18 protein-coding genes are annotated in these 17,642 nt (G+C 31.1%); 13 read left to right on the forward strand and 5 right to left on the reverse strand.

Translation table 11 applies throughout. The features are described from left to right. The first annotated feature begins 30 nt into the window (after positions 1–30). The 9 genes from V6251_RS01455 (at position 31) to V6251_RS01490 (ending at position 7,675) form a co-directional block, all read left to right on the forward strand. A complete protein-coding gene (locus V6251_RS01455) occupies positions 31–2,427 on the forward strand; it encodes a TonB-dependent receptor (protein WP_341586681.1) in 2,397 nt (798 codons plus the stop codon). A gap of 17 nt (positions 2,428–2,444) precedes the next feature. Further along, the gene (locus tag V6251_RS01460) at positions 2,445–3,038 is read left to right on the forward strand and encodes a type 1 periplasmic binding fold superfamily protein (RefSeq protein ID WP_341586683.1); all 594 of its coding nucleotides are present in this window, start codon (positions 2,445–2,447) and stop codon (positions 3,036–3,038) included. 113 nt (positions 3,039–3,151) lie between these two features. Further along, complete coding sequence (locus V6251_RS15530) at positions 3,152–3,373, forward strand: DUF3108 domain-containing protein (protein WP_445933609.1); 222 nt, start codon at positions 3,152–3,154, stop codon at positions 3,371–3,373. Further along, the gene (locus V6251_RS01465) at positions 3,324–3,560 is read left to right on the forward strand and encodes a hypothetical protein (protein ID WP_341586685.1); all 237 of its coding nucleotides are present in this window, start codon (positions 3,324–3,326) and stop codon (positions 3,558–3,560) included. Before V6251_RS15530 ends, V6251_RS01465 begins: the two co-directional genes overlap by 50 nt. 140 nt (positions 3,561–3,700) lie before the next feature. Beyond that, positions 3,701–4,771, forward strand: coding sequence for a glycine cleavage system aminomethyltransferase GcvT (gene gcvT, locus V6251_RS01470; protein WP_341586686.1), 1,071 nt, complete (start codon positions 3,701–3,703; stop codon positions 4,769–4,771). A 9-nt stretch (positions 4,772–4,780) separates the two neighbouring features. Continuing rightward, entirely contained in the window at positions 4,781–5,695 is a 915-nt protein-coding gene (locus V6251_RS01475; protein ID WP_341586688.1) for a glutaminase, read from the forward strand. A 15-nt stretch (positions 5,696–5,710) separates the two neighbouring features. Beyond that, positions 5,711–6,541, forward strand: coding sequence for a sugar nucleotide-binding protein (locus V6251_RS01480; protein ID WP_341586689.1), 831 nt, complete (start codon positions 5,711–5,713; stop codon positions 6,539–6,541). A 23-nt stretch (positions 6,542–6,564) separates the two neighbouring features. After that, positions 6,565–6,858, forward strand: a complete 294-nt coding sequence (locus V6251_RS01485; protein WP_028282044.1) for a 4a-hydroxytetrahydrobiopterin dehydratase — start codon at positions 6,565–6,567, stop codon at positions 6,856–6,858. A gap of 88 nt (positions 6,859–6,946) precedes the next feature. Next, positions 6,947–7,675 (forward strand): YebC/PmpR family DNA-binding transcriptional regulator, encoded by a 729-nt coding sequence (locus V6251_RS01490; RefSeq protein ID WP_028282043.1) that lies wholly within the window; start codon positions 6,947–6,949, stop codon positions 7,673–7,675. A gap of 69 nt (positions 7,676–7,744) precedes the next feature. Here the strand turns inward: V6251_RS01490 and bcp are convergent, their stop codons facing one another. After that, the gene (gene bcp, locus V6251_RS01495; protein ID WP_145001799.1) at positions 7,745–8,200 is read right to left on the reverse strand and encodes a thioredoxin-dependent thiol peroxidase; all 456 of its coding nucleotides are present in this window, start codon (positions 8,198–8,200) and stop codon (positions 7,745–7,747) included. A gap of 35 nt (positions 8,201–8,235) precedes the next feature. On the opposite strand from bcp, the gene V6251_RS01500 reads away from it, so the two are divergent. Further along, complete coding sequence (locus V6251_RS01500) at positions 8,236–8,883, forward strand: endonuclease III domain-containing protein (protein ID WP_341586691.1); 648 nt, start codon at positions 8,236–8,238, stop codon at positions 8,881–8,883. Between the two features lie 34 nt (positions 8,884–8,917). On the opposite strand, the gene V6251_RS01505 is transcribed toward V6251_RS01500, so the two are convergent. Continuing rightward, positions 8,918–9,073 (reverse strand): hypothetical protein, encoded by a 156-nt coding sequence (locus V6251_RS01505; protein ID WP_186439184.1) that lies wholly within the window; start codon positions 9,071–9,073, stop codon positions 8,918–8,920. 55 nt (positions 9,074–9,128) lie between these two features. Then, positions 9,129–9,713, reverse strand: a complete 585-nt coding sequence (locus tag V6251_RS01510; RefSeq protein WP_028282040.1) for an RNA polymerase sigma factor — start codon at positions 9,711–9,713, stop codon at positions 9,129–9,131. 232 nt (positions 9,714–9,945) lie between these two features. Between V6251_RS01510 and uvrA the strand changes: the two genes are divergently transcribed. Continuing rightward, the gene (uvrA, locus tag V6251_RS01515; RefSeq protein ID WP_341586694.1) at positions 9,946–12,729 is read left to right on the forward strand and encodes an excinuclease ABC subunit UvrA; all 2,784 of its coding nucleotides are present in this window, start codon (positions 9,946–9,948) and stop codon (positions 12,727–12,729) included. Between the two features lie 23 nt (positions 12,730–12,752). Here the strand turns inward: uvrA and V6251_RS01520 are convergent, their stop codons facing one another. Continuing rightward, a complete protein-coding gene (locus tag V6251_RS01520; protein WP_341586695.1) occupies positions 12,753–13,802 on the reverse strand; it encodes a DUF3667 domain-containing protein in 1,050 nt (349 codons plus the stop codon). Between the two features lie 368 nt (positions 13,803–14,170). Here V6251_RS01520 and V6251_RS01525 point away from each other — a divergent pair, with 368 nt between their 5' ends. Next, positions 14,171–14,821: a hypothetical protein gene (locus V6251_RS01525; protein ID WP_341586696.1), complete on the forward strand. Its 651-nt coding sequence runs from the start codon at positions 14,171–14,173 to the stop codon at positions 14,819–14,821. A 170-nt stretch (positions 14,822–14,991) separates the two neighbouring features. Continuing rightward, positions 14,992–16,104: a hypothetical protein gene (locus tag V6251_RS01530; protein WP_341586697.1), complete on the forward strand. Its 1,113-nt coding sequence runs from the start codon at positions 14,992–14,994 to the stop codon at positions 16,102–16,104. Positions 16,105–16,182: 78 nt separating this feature from the next. Here the strand turns inward: V6251_RS01530 and V6251_RS01535 are convergent, their stop codons facing one another. Then, positions 16,183–17,634: an oligosaccharide flippase family protein gene (locus V6251_RS01535; protein ID WP_341586698.1), complete on the reverse strand. Its 1,452-nt coding sequence runs from the start codon at positions 17,632–17,634 to the stop codon at positions 16,183–16,185. Positions 17,635–17,642 lie beyond the last annotated feature (8 nt).

The following is a 17,642-nucleotide window of genomic DNA, read 5'->3' on the forward strand; positions in this document are numbered from 1 at the left end:
AAGTTATTATTTAAACTAATTTTTTTTACAATGAAATATTATTTAATGGTTTTGTGCTGCTGTGTTTTAAGTTGGGCACAAAGTCAAAACTGCAATGCTACTTTTTCAGGAGAAGTGCATGATTTTCATGATGGCACACCAATAGTAAATGCTACCATTTTTATTAAAAGCCTTAATAAGTATACCACTACGGACATTAATGGACGTTTTAATATAGATAATCTATGTAATTCTCTAATAGTTGTGGAGGTTAGCCATCTTGCATGCGAAACCAAAACAGTAGACGTTAACATTGTTAACGATACCTTTATAGAAATTAACCTAGAGCATCATATAGAAGAGCTAAATGAGGTTAAAGTTACTGGTGCTTCTGGCATTAAATTGACTAAAACTGCACAAGAAACTCATTTAAAATCCGATGTTATTGATCGTTTTAGTTCACTTAATTTAGGTGATGCTTTAAAACAGATTAGTGGTGTATCTTCCATAAATACTGGTAATAGTATTGTTAAACCTGTAATTAACGGTTTACATAGTAGCAGAATTATTGTAATGACTAATGGTGTAAGGCTTCAGGATCAAGAATGGGGAATTGAACATGCACCAAATATAGATTTAAACACTGCTGGTAGCATCAACGTTATTAAAGGTGCCAATGCACTAGCTTATGGTGGTGATGCAATTGGAGGCGTAATCGTTTTAAAACCTTCTAACATCAGTTTAAAAGATTCACTTTACGGTAAAACAATAGTAAGTGGTAACACCAATGGTAAAGGTTATAATTTAAATACCTCATTAACAAAAACGTACAAAAAAGGTTGGTATATAGGTGCACAGGCTTCTGTAAAACGTTCAGGCGATATGGAAGCACCAGATTATAGTTTAACCAATACTGGCTTAAACACTAAAGGTTTTTCTGTTAATGGTGGTTTTAAAACTTTTGAAAAAGGCTTTAATGTATATTATAGTTATTTAGATAATGAAATAGCTATTTTAAGAGCAGCGCATATCGGTAACATTGAAGATTTAGTTAATGCGATTAACAATCCACAACCATTAGTAATTGAAGATTTTAGTTATGATATTAATGCGCCTAAACAGGACGTTACACATCATGTTTTTAAAACTGAATTTTTTAAACGTTTTAAAAAATTTGGACGTGTAGACATACAGTATGATTACCAAAACAATCATCGTTTTGAGTATGACATACGTGTTGGTGATGATAGAGATAAACCTGCTATAGATTTAACTCTAAAAACACATACTTTAAAAACTAGCGTGACTTTAGATTCTAAAAACAATATTTCTTATAATTTTGGAGTAAATGCTGGATATCAAAATAATTTTGCAGCAAACACAGGTGTTAGACGCCTAATTCCGGATTATGACAAGTATGATATAGGAGCATTTATTGTTACTGAATTAAAATTAAATAATGACCTATCTATGGATTTTGGTTTACGTTATGATTTTAATCAAATTGATGCTAAAAAATACTACTTAACTAGTCGTTGGAATGAGCGTAACTATGATTTGGATTTTGGAAATATTGTGATTGACGATTTAGGCACACAATTACTGACTAATCCAATTTTTAATTACCAAAATGTTTCAGCATCAGCAGGTATTGCTTATCAATTAAATGAATATAATAGTTTTATATTTAATTATGGATTATCTAATCGTGCTCCTAACCCATCCGAGTTATTTAGTGATGGCTTACATCACTCGGCAGCTAGAATTGAATTAGGAGATTTACGTTTAAAACAAGAAACATCAAATCGTATTTCTGGTAGTTATAATTTTCAAAAAAACAATTTATCATTAAACATTGAAGCTTTCTATAATTATATAAAAGATTACATTTTTATAGAGCCTACTGGAACAGAACAAACCATTCGTGGTGCCTTCCCAGTGTGGAGTTACAATCAAACAAATGCTGCTTTATATGGATTAGATCTTACTGCTAATTATAGCTTTAATGACCATTGGTTTTTAAATAATAAATCCTCAATCACAAAAGGAAAGGATGTTAGTCAAGATCAAGCGTTAATTGATATGCCTTCGTTTAAAACTGTAAATATCATAGGGTATTCTAACCCAAAATGGTTAGATCTTAAAACCGAATTACAAAGTGAGTGGGTCTTTAGACAAAATGATTACCCAAATAATAATTTTGAAGTATTTATACCAACTACAGGACAAATGGAATTGGTAGATGTTAGCACTACACCTCCAGCCTATCACTTATTGCATTTACAAAGCAATATTAGTTTAGATATTTCTGAAAAAACAGACCTAAATATTGGTCTAAATATTACAAATATTTTTAATACAAATTACCGAGAAAACCTTAATAGATTACGTTATTTTGGTGATGATGTAGGAAGGAATATAATGTTACAATTAAAATTAAACTATTAACACTAAAAATATTAACAATGAAAACTTTAACATTAAAAACCATAAAACAAGTATCACTATTATTTTTAATTTCAATTGCATTTACAGCGTGTTCAAGCGACGATGATAATACAAACAACCCAGAACCTGTTAATGAGGAGGAAGTAATCACAACCTTAACAGCTACACTTATTCCAGTGGGTGGAGGTACAACCGTAACAATGCAAACACGTGATTTAGATGGTGATGGACCAAATGCTCCAGTAATAACAGTATCATCAGACTTAGTGGCCAACACAGTATATAATGGTAGTCTAGTTTTGTTAAACGAAACTGAATCTCCTGCTGAAGAAATAAATGAAGAAATTGAAGAAGAAAGTAATGACCACCAATTTTTTTATAATGTAACAAATAGCATTGCTACTTTTACTTATGCGGATTTTGATGATAACGGAAATCCTTTAGGTTTAGAGTTTACTTTAACTACAGCTGCTACAGCTATGACTGGAAATCTAACAATTACTTTACGTCATGAACCAAGCAAATCTGCAGTTGGTGTTAGCGATGGAGACATTACAAACGCAGGTGGAGAAACTGATGTGCAAGCTGTTTTTCCTGTTGTAATACAATAATAGTTAACTAAGTTTACCACTATTTTTAATAAAAACATCCCGTAAATTACGGGATGTTTTTTGTTTCAAACTTTAAACCTATATACCACTCTTCATACAATCAACTACGTGATATGGTATTACATTTTAACTCTAAGGTTACTGGTTATTATTTAGATAAAAAAACCAATACTAAAACAGCAATTAATGAAGCTACATCTAAACCTTTTTTTGACAGTAATTTTTACCCACAACTTATTAGTTTTTTACCGTTAACGGAAGGTTATCAAAATAGTATTGCCATTTTTGACTACAAATCCTACAACTTCAACAGGTGTTATAACAGCTACTATTAAAAATACAGAATTGGTAATATTAAACTTAAATGGTCAAGAAACTAAAGTTTGGAAAGTGCAAACAACAGACGACATCTCTAAAAATCAAACTATTAGCACTTATTATATTGACGTTACTAACAGAAAAATACTAAAACATGATATAGCTTTTAATGGTAGATTAATGACAATGGAAATAATTGATTAGCATTCTGCATCTTAATAAAAGACTAAGTAAATTTTAACTTGATATTATTTCTAAACCTAAAAGCAACTCAATAATTTTCAATACTTTTGTTAGACAACATTTTAAAATTTCCGCTTGACGGTAAAACAAAAATATATTTCATGAAAAACACAGCTTTAACAGCAACACACGAAGCACTTGGTGCAAAAATGGTTCCTTTTGCAGGTTACAACATGCCTGTACAATATGATGGTGTAAATATAGAACATGAAGCAGTTAGAAAAGACTGTGGTGTGTTTGATGTATCACATATGGGAGAGTTTTTAATTTCTGGTCCAAATGCATTAGATTTAATACAAAGTGTAAGTAGTAATGATGCGTCTAAGTTAACTATTGGTAAAGCACAATATGCTTGTTTACCAAATGATGATGGTGGAATTGTTGACGATTTAATTATTTATAAATTAAAAGAAGAACAATATTTACTAGTCGTTAATGCTAGTAATATTGAAAAAGACTGGAACTGGATTAGCTCTAAAAACACAGTTGGTGCAGATATGCGTGATTTGTCTGAAGACTACTCGTTATTAGCTATTCAAGGTCCTAATGCAGTTGAAAAAATGCAGGCTTTATCTAGTCATGATTTATCTGACATTAAATTTTACAACTTTAAAGTTGGTGATTTTGCAGGTATAGACAATGTCATTATTTCTGCAACTGGATATACTGGAAGTGGTGGTTTTGAGATTTATTGTAAAAATGACGAGGTTAAACAAATCTGGGATAAAGTTACTGAAGCTGGCGCAAAACCAATTGGCTTAGCTGCTCGTGATACTTTACGTTTAGAAATGGGTTATTGCCTTTACGGAAATGACATTGATGATACAACATCACCTATTGAAGCTGGATTAGGTTGGGTAACAAAATTCACTAAAACCTTTACTAATAGTGATGCTTTAGAAGCACAAAAACGCAAAGGTGTAGACCGTAAATTAGTCGCTTTTGAATTAGACGAAAGAGGAATCCCTAGACAAGGCTATGACATTGTAGATGGACAAGGCAAAAAAATTGGTGAAGTTACTTCCGGAACCATGTCACCTATGCTAAATAAAGGTATTGGTTTAGGTTATGTACCAACGGTTTTTGCAGATGTAAACAGTAAAATAAATATACAAATACGTAAAAATGCAGTGCCTGCAACTGTTGTAAAACTTCCGTTTTACAAAGTGTAATTATACTTTATGTTAGATTTTAACACAATAATAAACAACATCCATAATAACCTAAAAGACAACGTTGTTAAGGGTGTTGTTGCTTCATATATACCAGAATTATCAAAACAAGATGTCAATCAATTTGGCATTTACATGCAACACATGGACGGTCGATCGTTTAAGGTTGGTGATGCAGAAGTCCCATTTTCAATACAAAGTATTTCTAAAGTTTTATCCTTATCCAAAGCGATTGCTTTTGAAAACAATGATATATGGAAGCGTGTGGATGTGGAACCGTCAGGAAACCCTTTTAATCATTTGTCTTTATTAGAGTTAGAAAATGGTATTCCTAGAAACCCTTTAATAAATGCAGGTGCCATAGTAGTTGCAGATATTTTATGCTCTAAATTTGAAAATCCAAAAGCCGATTTTTTACAATTTGTACGTGATATTGCCAACGACCAAACTATTGACTATAATTATAAAGTTGCCGAGTCAGAGCGTAAAACGGGATATAACAATTATGCTGCTGCCAACCTTTTAAAATCTTTTAATAATTTAAATAACGATGTAGAGGATGTAATGGATTTTTATTTCCATCAATGTGCTCTAGAGATGACTTGCTCTCAACTGGCAAAAGCATTTTATTTATTTGCTAATAAAGGTAAATGCATAAATAATAAGCAACATATTTCAAGTAGTCAAGCCAAACGTATAAATGCAATCATGCTAACTTGTGGTTTTTATGACGAGTCTGGTGAGTTTGCTTTTGAAGTTGGACTACCTGGTAAAAGTGGCGTTGGTGGTGGTATAGTTGCCTTACTACCTAACCATTTTATAATTTCTACTTGGTGTCCTGGTCTAAACGCTAAAGGTAATTCGTTAATTGGAATGCAAGCGTTAGAACAATTTACAACACAGACCAATTTATCTATTTTCTAAACGTTATCCTTACTAATGAAAGAGATAAATAACAAACATCGCATACTGATTTTAGGTGCCAGTGGTTTTATTGGACAGGCTTTATACAAAGAGTTATGTGGCTATTTTAGAACCTTTGGGACCTATTGCAGAGACAATTACGCCTTTAATAAAAACCAACATTACTTTCAATACAATATTGAAGAAGATGATATTTTTGAAATCCTAGATATTGTAAAACCTACCATTGTAATTTCTGCAATACGAGGTAATTTTTCGGCACAAATTATTGCTCACCAGCATATTACCGAGTACATTATTGCCAACAACAGTAAATTAATATTTTTATCATCAGCAAATGTTTTTGATGCCTATAGCAAATTTCCTAGCTATGAAAATGACAAAACATTAAGTCATAGTATGTATGGTCATTTTAAAATAAAAATAGAGAACATGCTATTGCGTTTGCCAAAACAATATTATGCGATTTTAAGACTACCAATGGTCTTTGGAGCGCAATCTCCAAGAATACAAGAGATTAAATTTCATATTAAAGAAAAAATACCCTTTGAAGTATTTCCAAATTTAATAATGAATGTCACCACAGATACTAAAGTCACACAACAAATTCATTATTTAATAAACCAAAATAAAAAAGGCATATTCCATTTAGGTAGTGTAGATTTAGTGCATCATGACGATTTTATAAAAGAAATTATCGCGTCGCTAAACATAAAAAACCCACTTTTAAAACAAGTGTACACAACCAATGACGACAGGTATTTAGCAGTCCTTTCTAAAGAAAACAAGCTACCTAAGCATTTACAGTTATTAAGTCAAGAAATTTTAACAGAATTAGAAGTTTAATTTATTATTTTTAAATAAAAAATATGGCATTACTTACACAAACAGAAATAGAACAACGTCTACTTAGACTACCAGAATGGGAACATTATGATAATGCAATCCATGCAGAATTTGAATTTGAAAATTTTAAAGATTGTTTTAGCGCAATGAGCAGAATTGCTTTTGAGTGCGAAGCATTAAATCATCATCCTGAATGGACTAACGAATATAATGTCCTTAAAATTACAATAACAACACATGATGCAGGTGGAGTTACAGATAAAGATTTTAAATTAGCCTTAGCAATTGAGCATATTGTTGAAGAGGAAGAGGACTAATACCACTTTATTCACATATTTTTTTAAATTTGTGATTCAATAAAATAATCTAGGTTTTGCTACAGCGAAACTATAAAAACATATAATCATGGGAAGAGCTTTTGAATTTAGAAAAGCACGTAAAATGAAACGTTGGTCTGCAATGAGCAAGGCTTTTACACGCATTGGAAAAGACATTGTAATGGCTGTAAAAGAAGGTGGACCAGATCCAGCTAGTAACTCACGTTTACGTGCAGTTATACAAAATGCCAAAGCAGTAAACATGCCTAAGGACAATGTGGAACGTGCTATTAAAAAAGCAAGTGACAAAAGTCAAGGTGATTTTAAAGAAGTAATTTTTGAAGGTTATGCACCTCATGGAATTGCTGTTTTAGTTGAAACTGCAACAGATAATAACACCAGAACTGTAGCTAACGTACGTAGTTATTTTAATAAATGTGATGGTAGTTTAGGTACATCAGGATCTGTAGTATTTATGTTTGACCATACTTGTAACTTTAGAGTTGCTGCTGAAGGTTTAGACCCTGAAGAATTAGAACTAGAGTTTATAGATTTTGGAGCAGAAGAAGTATTTGCAGATGATGATGGTATTTTAATTTACGCACCTTTTGAAAGTTTTGGAGCTATCCAAGCAGAACTTGAAAGACGTGAAATTGAAATTTTATCTTCGGGATTTGAACGCATACCACAAGTTACTAAAGCTTTAACTCCAGAACAGGCTGCTGATGTAGAAAAATTATTAGAAAAATTAGATGATGATGATGATGTACAAAACGTATATCACACTATGGAAGAAACAGATAATGATGATGAATAATCTAGTCTTATAAGTATAAAAAAGCGACCAATTGGTCGCTTTTTTTAATTTTATTATGTGTCAATTTTGTTACAACTCTAAAATTTGAGCTGCATGATCTTTGGTTTTAACCTTATCAATAACGTGGGCTACTACTCCATCTTCATCAATTAAAAACGTTTTACGGTGGATACCATCATACTCTTTACCCATAAACTTTTTTAAACCCCAAACACCAAAAGCATTAATTACTTCTTTTTCTTCATCTGCTAATAACGGAAACGGAAAACTGTATTTATTTTTAAAATTAGTCTGTCTTTTTTCAGAATCTGCACTTACTCCTAAAATCTCATAACCTTTATCTTGTAAGGCTTTATAATTATCGGTTAAATTACAAGCTTCTGCTGTACAACCAGGTGTACTAGCTTTTGGATAAAAGAAAACAATTAGTTTTTTTCCTTTATAATCGGATAATGACACAGGGTTTCCGTCTTGATCATTAACTGTAAAATTTGGTACTTTATCACCTTGTTTTAATGTATTCATAGTTGTAATTTTGGTTTCATTCAAAAATACAATTAATGACTAAGCAAGAAAAGGTAGATTTTGTTATAAATACGTTAAATAAGCTATATCCCGAAATTCCTGTACCATTAAATCATAAAGATCCCTACACTTTATTAGTTGCTGTTTTATTATCTGCACAATGTACTGATGTTAGAGTCAATCAAATCACACCTATATTGTTTGCTAAGGCAGATAATCCATACGATATGATTAAGATGAGTGTGGAAGAAATTAAAGAAATAATCAGACCTTGTGGTTTATCACCAATGAAAAGTAAAGGTATATACGGATTATCAAAAATGCTAGTCGAAGACTACAATGGTGTTGTACCACAGTCTTTTGAAGCTTTAGAGACCTTTCCTGCAGTTGGTCACAAAACTGCAGGCGTAGTTATGAGTCAGGCTTTTGGTGTTCCTGCATTTCCGGTTGACACGCACATACATAGATTAATGTATCGATGGAATTTAACTAATGGTAAAAGTGTGCAACAAACAGAAAAAGATGCCAAACGTTTATTTCCAGAACATACTTGGAATGATTTACACCTTCAAATAATATGGTATGGACGCGAGTATTCTCCTGCCAGAGGTTGGGATTTAGAAAAAGATATTATAACTAAGACTATTGGGAGAGCGTCTGTCCTAAAAGCGTACTACAAATAAAAAACGTCCTGAGACTATCAGGACGTTTCCAAGTTTAGTTTTGAAGTGCTTCAAACTTCAAATTTTTATAATTTATAACACTTAAAGCCTTGCTATAATTTAAGATAAAACTTATGGTTTCATCTTTAGGTTTTAGTTTAAAACCGTGTTTTTTTGGGGTATTAGAATGTTCTGAGTAAATTTTTGCCATGTATATTAGTTTAAGGTATAAACAAATAACGAGCAAAATTATACTTTATTGTATTTTAATTAGTCAATACTATATTGTGCTTTTCAATAACCTTTCTCATATTAATTAATGCATAGCGCATACGACCCAATGCAGTGTTAATACTAACACCTGTACGCTCTGATATTTCTTTAAAACTCATATCATTATACATACGCATAACTAAAACTTCTTTTTGATCTTCTGGCAGCTCGTCTATCAAACGTCTTACATCTGACTCAACTTGCTCTTTAACCATAACTTTTTCAGCATTTAAAGACGTATCACTAATAACAGAAAAGATATCAAAATCACCAGAATTATCAAATTTTGGCATTCTGTTATTTTTTCTAAAATGATCAATTACCAAATTATGTGCAATACGCATAACCCAAGGTAAAAACTTACCCTCTTCATTATATTTACCACGTTTTAAAGTACGAATGACTTTAATAAAGGTATCCTGAAAAATATCTTCAGCAATATCTCTATCAAATACTTTAGAATAAATAAAACTATAAATACGTTGTTTGTGTCTAGTAATCAATACTTCTAAAGCAGACTCGTCTCCTTTAATATAGTTACTAACAAGAATAGCATCTGTGATTGTTACTTTTTGCATAATCATTACTTTTTGGACACCAAAAAAAGGCTCTGGCTTGGGGTTTATAAAAAAAAAGTAATGTTATAGTATAGGCAAAAATTAAGTTAGGTCATTGATATGCATCAAATATAACAACAATCATTCCGAAAAAGCAAAAAAAATCTAAAGTTTTAACATTTTATTGCACAATAATCTTTTTTACTAGATGATTAAGTTATGTTATCTTTGTAGTCAAGACGTAAAAATAACTATGACAACACCGCTTTCTGAAGTAAATCCAAAAGAAAACATTATAATTAAAGGTGCAAAATTGCACAATCTTAAAAACATTGATGTCGTTATACCACGTCGTAAATTGGTTGTAATAACTGGTTTATCAGGTTCTGGAAAATCAAGTTTAGCTTTTGATACTTTGTATGCAGAAGGTCAGCGTCGTTATGTAGAAAGTTTAAGTAGTTATGCTAGACAATTTTTAGGACGCTTAAACAAACCTAAAGTAGATTATATCAAAGGTATTGCGCCTGCTATAGCTATCGAGCAAAAAGTTAATAGTACTAACCCTAGATCAACTGTTGGAACAACAACAGAGATTTATGACTATTTAAAACTATTGTTTGCCAGAGTTGGTCGCACCTACTCACCTATTTCTGGTCAGGAAGTAAAAAAAGATACCGTTACTGACGTTATTAATTATATAAAAGGCTTAGCCTTAAATGAAAAGCTTTTATTGTTAGCTCCTGTTGTACTTGAAGAAGGTCGTGAATTACAAGACAAACTAAATGCTTTAAATGCACAAGGGTATGCTAGAATAAAAGTAAAAGATAAAGTCTTAAGAATTGACGATGCTAAGGACTTAACGTCTATTAAAGATTTATTTTTAGTAGTAGACAGAATTGTTACTAAAGACGATGAGGATTTTTATAACAGATTAGCAGACGCCATACAAACTGCCTTTTTTGAAGGAAAAGGTAATTGTTATATCGAAACTCTTGCAGACAATACCAGTCGTCATTTTAGTAATAAATTTGAATTAGATGGGCTTCAATTTTTAGAACCAAACGTTCATTTATTCAGCTTTAATAATCCTTATGGAGCTTGTCCAAAATGTGAAGGTTATGGTGATGTTATTGGTATTGATGATGATTTAGTTGTACCAAATACAGCTCTTTCTGTTTACGAAAACGCTATTTTTCCTTGGCGTGGTGACAGCATGAGTTGGTATAAAGATCAATTGGTAAACAATTCTCATAAATTTGATTTCCCAATACATAAGCCATATTTTCAATTAAGTCCAGAACATAAAGCTTTAATTTGGGAAGGAAACCAATATTTTGAAGGTTTAAATAGCTTTTTTGCCGAGTTAGAAAGCAAAGCATATAAGATTCAAAATCGTGTAATGCTCTCTCGATACAGAGGTAAAACACAATGTAAAGTCTGTCATGGTAAACGCTTAAGACCAGAAACAAACTATATAAAAGTTGGTAATGCAACTTTAACAGAATTAGTAGAATTACCGTTAAGTAAACTAGCTGTGTTTTTTGATACTATCACGTTAAATGAGTACGATACAAAAATTGCAGAACGTCTATTAGTAGAAATTAAAAACAGACTTAGCTTTTTACATAATGTAGGTTTAGATTATTTAACTTTAAACCGAAAATCCAACACTCTTTCTGGTGGAGAAAGCCAACGTATTAATCTAGCCACTTCATTAGGAAGTAGTTTAGTCGGATCCATGTATATCTTGGACGAACCTAGTATTGGATTACATCCAAAAGACTCTGAACGTTTAATTCAAGTATTAAAACAACTTCGCGATTTGGGTAATACAGTAATTGTGGTAGAGCATGATGAAGACATCATGAAAGAAGCCGACCAAATAATAGATATTGGTCCAGAAGCTGGGACTTTAGGAGGTCAAGTTGTTGCTGTTGGTACGTATGCTGATATTTTAAAATCAACATCATTAACTGCACAATATTTAAACGAAACTTTAAAAATTGAAGTACCTAAAACACGTCGAACTAGCAAGTACAGCATAGACATTATTGGAGCTAGAGAAAACAATTTAAAAAACATAGATGTGTCTTTTCCATTAGAAATGCTAACGGTTATTACTGGAGTTTCTGGAAGTGGAAAAAGTACTTTGGTTAAAAAAATATTATTTCCTGCCATACAAAAGTACTTAACTGGCTTTAGTGATAAAGCAGGACAGTTTACTGAGTTAAAAGGGAACTATAATATAATAAAAAATATAGAGTTTATTGATCAAAACCCTATTGGACGATCCTCTAGATCTAATCCTGTGACATACGTTAAAGCCTATGATGATATTAGAGCGTTGTATGCTAAACAAAAACTTAGTACTATACGCAATTACGCTGCTAAACACTTTAGTTTTAATGTGGATGGTGGACGTTGTGAAACTTGTAAAGGAGAAGGTGAAGTAACTATCGAAATGCAATTTATGGCTGATGTCCATTTAGAATGTGAAACTTGTAAAGGGAAGCGTTTTAAAAAAGAAGTATTAGAAGTCACTTTTGCAGATAAAAATATTGATGATATTTTAAATCTTACTATCGATGATGCTATTGACTTTTTTGATAAAAACGGAGTCTCTAAGATTAAAAACAAACTACAACCTTTACAAGACGTAGGTTTAGGTTATGTTGCCTTAGGACAAAGCAGCTCTACCCTATCTGGTGGTGAAGCCCAACGTATAAAGTTAGCAACCTTTTTAGGTAAAGGAATTACTAAAGAAAAAATGTTGTTTATTTTTGACGAGCCTACTACTGGTTTACATTTTCATGATATACAAAAATTATTAAAATCCTTTTATGCGCTAATAGCAAAAGGACATTCTATAATTGTTGTGGAGCATAATTTAGAACTTATTAAATGTGCAGATCATATTATAGATTTAGGTCCTGAAGGTGGCGAAAATGGTGGTCATTTGGTTGCGTTTGGTACTCCAGAAGAAGTTGTAAAGGTTAAAAATAGTGTGACAGCTAAGTATTTAAAAGATAAATTATAACCGTTTTATTATTTGATTTTTAATCAATAGGACAAAAACGAAATAAAACCCAATACCAAAAAAGCAATAGGTACTAACACTACTAAAAAAACTAAAGACACAATTCCGCTTTTTAAAACACTGTAAAATAATCGTTGATTATAAAACCGTTTAACAGCAATTACTAAATATATAAATGTGGACAAGGCTATTAAAAAGTCTATCCAATTAGGTACATCAATAATAAAATTGCTGATTAATAAAATACTAAACACTGTAAAAATAAAGGCGAAAAAGTAAAAAGAAAACACCAAATGGTAAGCATATCGTCCTTTTTTCCAAAAAAATAATTTCAAAAAGAAAGCAAAAATTGGTAATAAAATAAATAATGCTATTGGTGTTGTATTTATCATGGACATCCAAATCGTACCAGCTTTTCTATCCTGATGAAACTTTAAAAGTCTAGGATATAACATCCTATCAAACCATCCTGGATTATCATCCATTCCCATAGCTATGTAAATAGATTCCTTTGACGCTCCAACAGTTAATAATGAGTCTATTTTTTGACTCTCGTACCCAAATAAAACGTTATTACTTGATTTAATTTCTTTTTGATTTACAATAGAATCTATCTGTTTATCTGTCATTCCGGACAGTAACTTATTACTATTTAACGTGGCTCTAATTTCACTTCTTTCAATAGAGTCCATTTCTTTTCTTTCAATTTCATTTAAAACTTTAGTTGATTGCGCTTTAAAATCTTCATTTAAATCTTCTTCTACTTTATTCATTTGAAAGGAAAACAAAAAGAAAAACACAAACGTAACAAATAAATATAATTGTGCAGGATGCAAATAAGATAGACGTTTACCTTCAATAAATCTTTTAGGTAAAAATCCTGGTTTACTCATTAACGGAATAAAACTCTTTAAAAATTTAGAATCCCACAGCAGATAATTATTTAAGGTATTGTAAAATAAAATTCCAAGTGTTAATTCCTCTTTATCTTTCATTCCACAATGTGGACAAAATGGGAATCCTGATTTAAAATCGCTATCACAATTTTTACACTTGGTATACTTTAAGGACATTAGTTAGTAGTTTTTATAAAAGTAAATATTTTAATCAACTATAAACTTTTCAATATATAATTAAATTGAAATAAACTAACAAAACGTCTTGTACATGCAGTAAAATCAATGCATAACAACTTTGGCACAGCTATTGAAACTACTTAATCAAAATAGCGAATGCCGAAACGCTTAAATAGTAGGCATAATATCAGATATCATTTGAAATGATTATAATAAAAAGTCCTTTTTCCCTTTCTACTTCGTAAAAAAAAGAAAACATAACTAAGGCTATGTTTGATTTTTATTACTTGTATAAAGACAAAAATCAAAATTTTATTTCATAATAATTTCAAACAATAACTGATACAATCTAAATCCTTAATACTATGAAAAAACTAGTACTATTATTTACAGGTATGTTAATTGGATTAACGACTGTAACAGCAGAAGCTAAATCTGCATCGCAAGGTGAAGATTTAGTACTAAACAGAAATTATTACGCACAACCAATCTTGTTTACAGAACGTGGTGTGGAGTTTTTAATTTTTCCTGACGGAAGTTTTGATTTTAACACAGCAATAAATCACACGCAAGGAGACTATTATTACAGACGCACTAACGCCAATACAAAACGAAGAGCATTAAATGTTACAAATGGTGCTCCAGGTACACAAGTAACTTACAATAACCCTAGAGATAGAGGTATGATAATAACACATGATCGTGATGGTAAAGTTAGACGCATAGGAAATGTGTTTTTAAATTATAACAGGAGTGGTCAAATTAAACGTTTAGGTTCTGTTTACATTAGTTACAACCGTCAAGGTTTAGTTAGTCAAATTGGAAGTATGCGTTTATACTACAATAGACAAGGACAATTAATTAAAACTATTGGTCAAGTTAACAGAAGTAATTCTAATCATTATATAGGTCAAACTAATAATGGTCATTATCAATACCAAACAAGTAATAATAATGATACAATGTATTACAGAAAAACTGTCGATACACAACCTACTCAGCTAAAAAATAGGTAGAAAATCTAATTTATAAATATTATTTAAAGCCATAAACTTTTGTTTATGGCTTTTTTTTTATCGCCTTTAATAAATTTAAAAACAACCTTAATCCCTTGTGAATATTGAGTTTTTTGTTTTTGGCACGATGCTTGTATTTATGTAAGTGTTCAATCTTAAAACAAATAATTATGAAACAAGTATTCCTATTATTATCAGCAATTCTCCTTAGTGGGTTTTCTGTTAATGCAGACACAAACACAACGATAGATAATGGTGTGACTAATAACTCTTATGTAAAAGGTTATGGTAATTCTTTCATTTTTACTGAAGCAGGAATTGAGTTTTCTATTTATGCAGATGGTCAATTTGACTTTTATATGCCTAGTTATGGACCTCAAGTTAGTGTAGAAATTAATAATAGAAACACAAATATTAGCTTTAATACAGGATATGATTATGGCGCATATGTACAATATGACGAGTTTGGAGCTGTTATTCAAGTTGAAAACACACCTATTTACTATGACTACTACGGTCGTGTTAATCAAGTAGGAAATGTTTATATTAACTACAATAACAGAGGTTACATTAGTCGTGTTGGAGGATTATATGTACACTACAACCGCTACAATCGTTATTCTCATAGTACTGGCTTTATAAATATTTACAACAGAGCTTATGTTTATAGACCTTGGCATGCATATTATGTAATTCCACCAGTAAACTACTGCGTACTTTATACAACACCTTATAGAAGACATTATACACCAATTAGATATAGATACGACAGACCTTACGTTAATAATTACAGACGTACTACTGCTGTAGCAAGTCGAAGAGGTAATACGATTTCAAGAAATAGAGCTTTAGCCTCTAGAACAGCAGGAAGAGCACCAAGAGCTACCACTACACCTCGAACTAGAAACAATAGGGCTACAACTGCAACACCAAGAACAAGAGGTAATGCAACCACATCTAGACCTAGAACAAATAATACTGTAAATACTAAACCTAAAACAAGAGGTAATACGGTTAACACTAAAACTAGAGACAATAAAGTGATTACTGCAACACCTAGAACTAGAGGTAACACTACAAACATACCTAGAACTAGAGGAAATCAAACAACAACCTCTAAACCTAGAACCAGAACTAATACTAAAGTAAATACAAGAACAAATAGAAGTAATACGCAGGTTAATAAACGTACAACTTCTAAACCTAGAACTACGACTTCAAGAAGTACATCGTCAAGACAAAACACTGATTCATCAAGAAGAAGTACTAGATCTAGAAATTAGAAAAGACTATTAACTAGTCGATTGAATAGAATTCCTACTAAGGTTGTTTGCCCTAAAGCAACTTTAAGTAGGTTTTTTTTATGGAATAAAGCGATTTAATATTTTTGAAATATCTTCTGATAAATTAAATTTAAAAACAGTCAATCCATAGATTATAATTAAAATTAACGTTTTAGCGACAATGCTAATAATGGGATTAAAATTAAATTCCCAAAAAAACAAACTTAAACCACAAACCAATATTAGTAGTGTTGTTTTTATGGTAGCCAATGTAAACGGTTGAATTTTAAATTTTTTATACACAAACAATAGTTTTATAGTATTGTATGTAAAAATAGTAATACAACTTGCGTATGCAGCTCCATTTATTCCATACAACGGAATAAAAACAAGGTTTAAAACTACGGTTAGTATTGCTAATAAAATCCCAAAGACTAGCACTACCCTATAATAGTCGCTATTAAAAAGTATGGCATTATTATTTCCAATAAGGTTGTCTGATAGTTTAGCAAGACCAATCACTAAAACAACCAAAAAGCCTTCGCTATAATTTTCCGGAATTAAAAGATATAACTTATTGATATTTATTATAATACATAAAAATATAAATCCGCTAATAATAAATAAGTTAATAGAACTTTTTTGATAAAGTATTTTAAGTTCAACCTTGTGACCTTCATTTAAAAGCTTAGAGGTTAAAGGGTTTGCTATTTGATGCATTGCTCTAGCAGGAACACCTATAACCGTAGCAATATAAATAGCTACACCATAATAGGCAACATTATTAAGCGCCTGAAACTGACCAAGCATAAACTTATCTATCTCTAATATTATATTAGCCACAGAGCCTGCGATTATAATTAAAGCAGAATATTTTAAAATACTTCCAATATTAGGGATTTTAGTTAATTTAAAAACTGGCATCCTAAGGCTAAAAGCATATAGCTTCATAATTAAGGCTCTGACAATGTATGTAATAACAATCCCGTAAATTAATTGATCTACATTTAGGTAACCAAAATAAAGACTTAACAACAGCAACATGGTAACAAATCTGTGAAACACCTCACTCATAAAATTACCAAATACGCTTCGTAATTGCACCTTACTCCAGGCGTAAAATACTTCAAAATAGGCAAAAGCTGCTGCACAAATGTAAATTAACCAAGTGTAGTCCTTTATAATAGCATTTTCTTTAGATAGCCAATTGGCAATCAAATCATAAGCAAAATGCGTAATTAATCCTAACGGAACTATTAGAAGTAATGGTAAAAGTAACATTAAACTTAAAAAGCTATTTTGTGATTGTCTGGTTTTAAACGAAGAATAAAACTTAACAATTGTGTTATGCACGCCAAAAGCCATAAATGGCATTAAAATACTTGCTGTAGACAGGATAAAAGTGATTAAACCAAAATAAGCTTCGCTAACAAATTGAGTATATAAAAATATAACGTTAACAGCACCAATACCAAACCCAAAATAAGTTATAATAGTATTTTTAATAGATTGATTAACGACTATTCCCATATATTTTA

Source organism: Olleya sp. Ti.3.14, assembly GCF_038154885.1.
Taxonomy (GTDB): Bacteria; Bacteroidota; Bacteroidia; order Flavobacteriales; family Flavobacteriaceae; genus Olleya.

Bases quoted from the DNA above. Each gene is read 5' to 3' on its own strand.
- V6251_RS01455 (WP_341586681.1), top strand. From the start codon at position 31: ATGAAATATTATTTAATGGTTTTGTGCTGCTGTGTTTTAAGTTGGGCA.
- V6251_RS01460 (WP_341586683.1), top strand. From the start codon at position 2,445: ATGAAAACTTTAACATTAAAAACCATAAAACAAGTATCACTATTATTT.
- V6251_RS15530 (WP_445933609.1), top strand. From the start codon at position 3,152: ATGGTATTACATTTTAACTCTAAGGTTACTGGTTATTATTTAGATAAA.
- gcvT (WP_341586686.1), top strand. From the start codon at position 3,701: ATGAAAAACACAGCTTTAACAGCAACACACGAAGCACTTGGTGCAAAA.
- V6251_RS01475 (WP_341586688.1), top strand. From the start codon at position 4,781: ATGTTAGATTTTAACACAATAATAAACAACATCCATAATAACCTAAAA.
- V6251_RS01480 (WP_341586689.1), top strand. From the start codon at position 5,711: ATGAAAGAGATAAATAACAAACATCGCATACTGATTTTAGGTGCCAGT.
- V6251_RS01485 (WP_028282044.1), top strand. From the start codon at position 6,565: ATGGCATTACTTACACAAACAGAAATAGAACAACGTCTACTTAGACTA.
- V6251_RS01490 (WP_028282043.1), top strand. From the start codon at position 6,947: ATGGGAAGAGCTTTTGAATTTAGAAAAGCACGTAAAATGAAACGTTGG.
- bcp (WP_145001799.1), bottom strand. From the start codon at position 8,200: ATGAATACATTAAAACAAGGTGATAAAGTACCAAATTTTACAGTTAAT.
- V6251_RS01500 (WP_341586691.1), top strand. From the start codon at position 8,236: ATGACTAAGCAAGAAAAGGTAGATTTTGTTATAAATACGTTAAATAAG.
- V6251_RS01505 (WP_186439184.1), bottom strand. From the start codon at position 9,073: ATGGCAAAAATTTACTCAGAACATTCTAATACCCCAAAAAAACACGGT.
- V6251_RS01510 (WP_028282040.1), bottom strand. From the start codon at position 9,713: ATGCAAAAAGTAACAATCACAGATGCTATTCTTGTTAGTAACTATATT.
- uvrA (WP_341586694.1), top strand. From the start codon at position 9,946: ATGACAACACCGCTTTCTGAAGTAAATCCAAAAGAAAACATTATAATT.
- V6251_RS01520 (WP_341586695.1), bottom strand. From the start codon at position 13,802: ATGTCCTTAAAGTATACCAAGTGTAAAAATTGTGATAGCGATTTTAAA.
- V6251_RS01525 (WP_341586696.1), top strand. From the start codon at position 14,171: ATGAAAAAACTAGTACTATTATTTACAGGTATGTTAATTGGATTAACG.
- V6251_RS01530 (WP_341586697.1), top strand. From the start codon at position 14,992: ATGAAACAAGTATTCCTATTATTATCAGCAATTCTCCTTAGTGGGTTT.
- V6251_RS01535 (WP_341586698.1), bottom strand. From the start codon at position 17,634: ATGGGAATAGTCGTTAATCAATCTATTAAAAATACTATTATAACTTAT.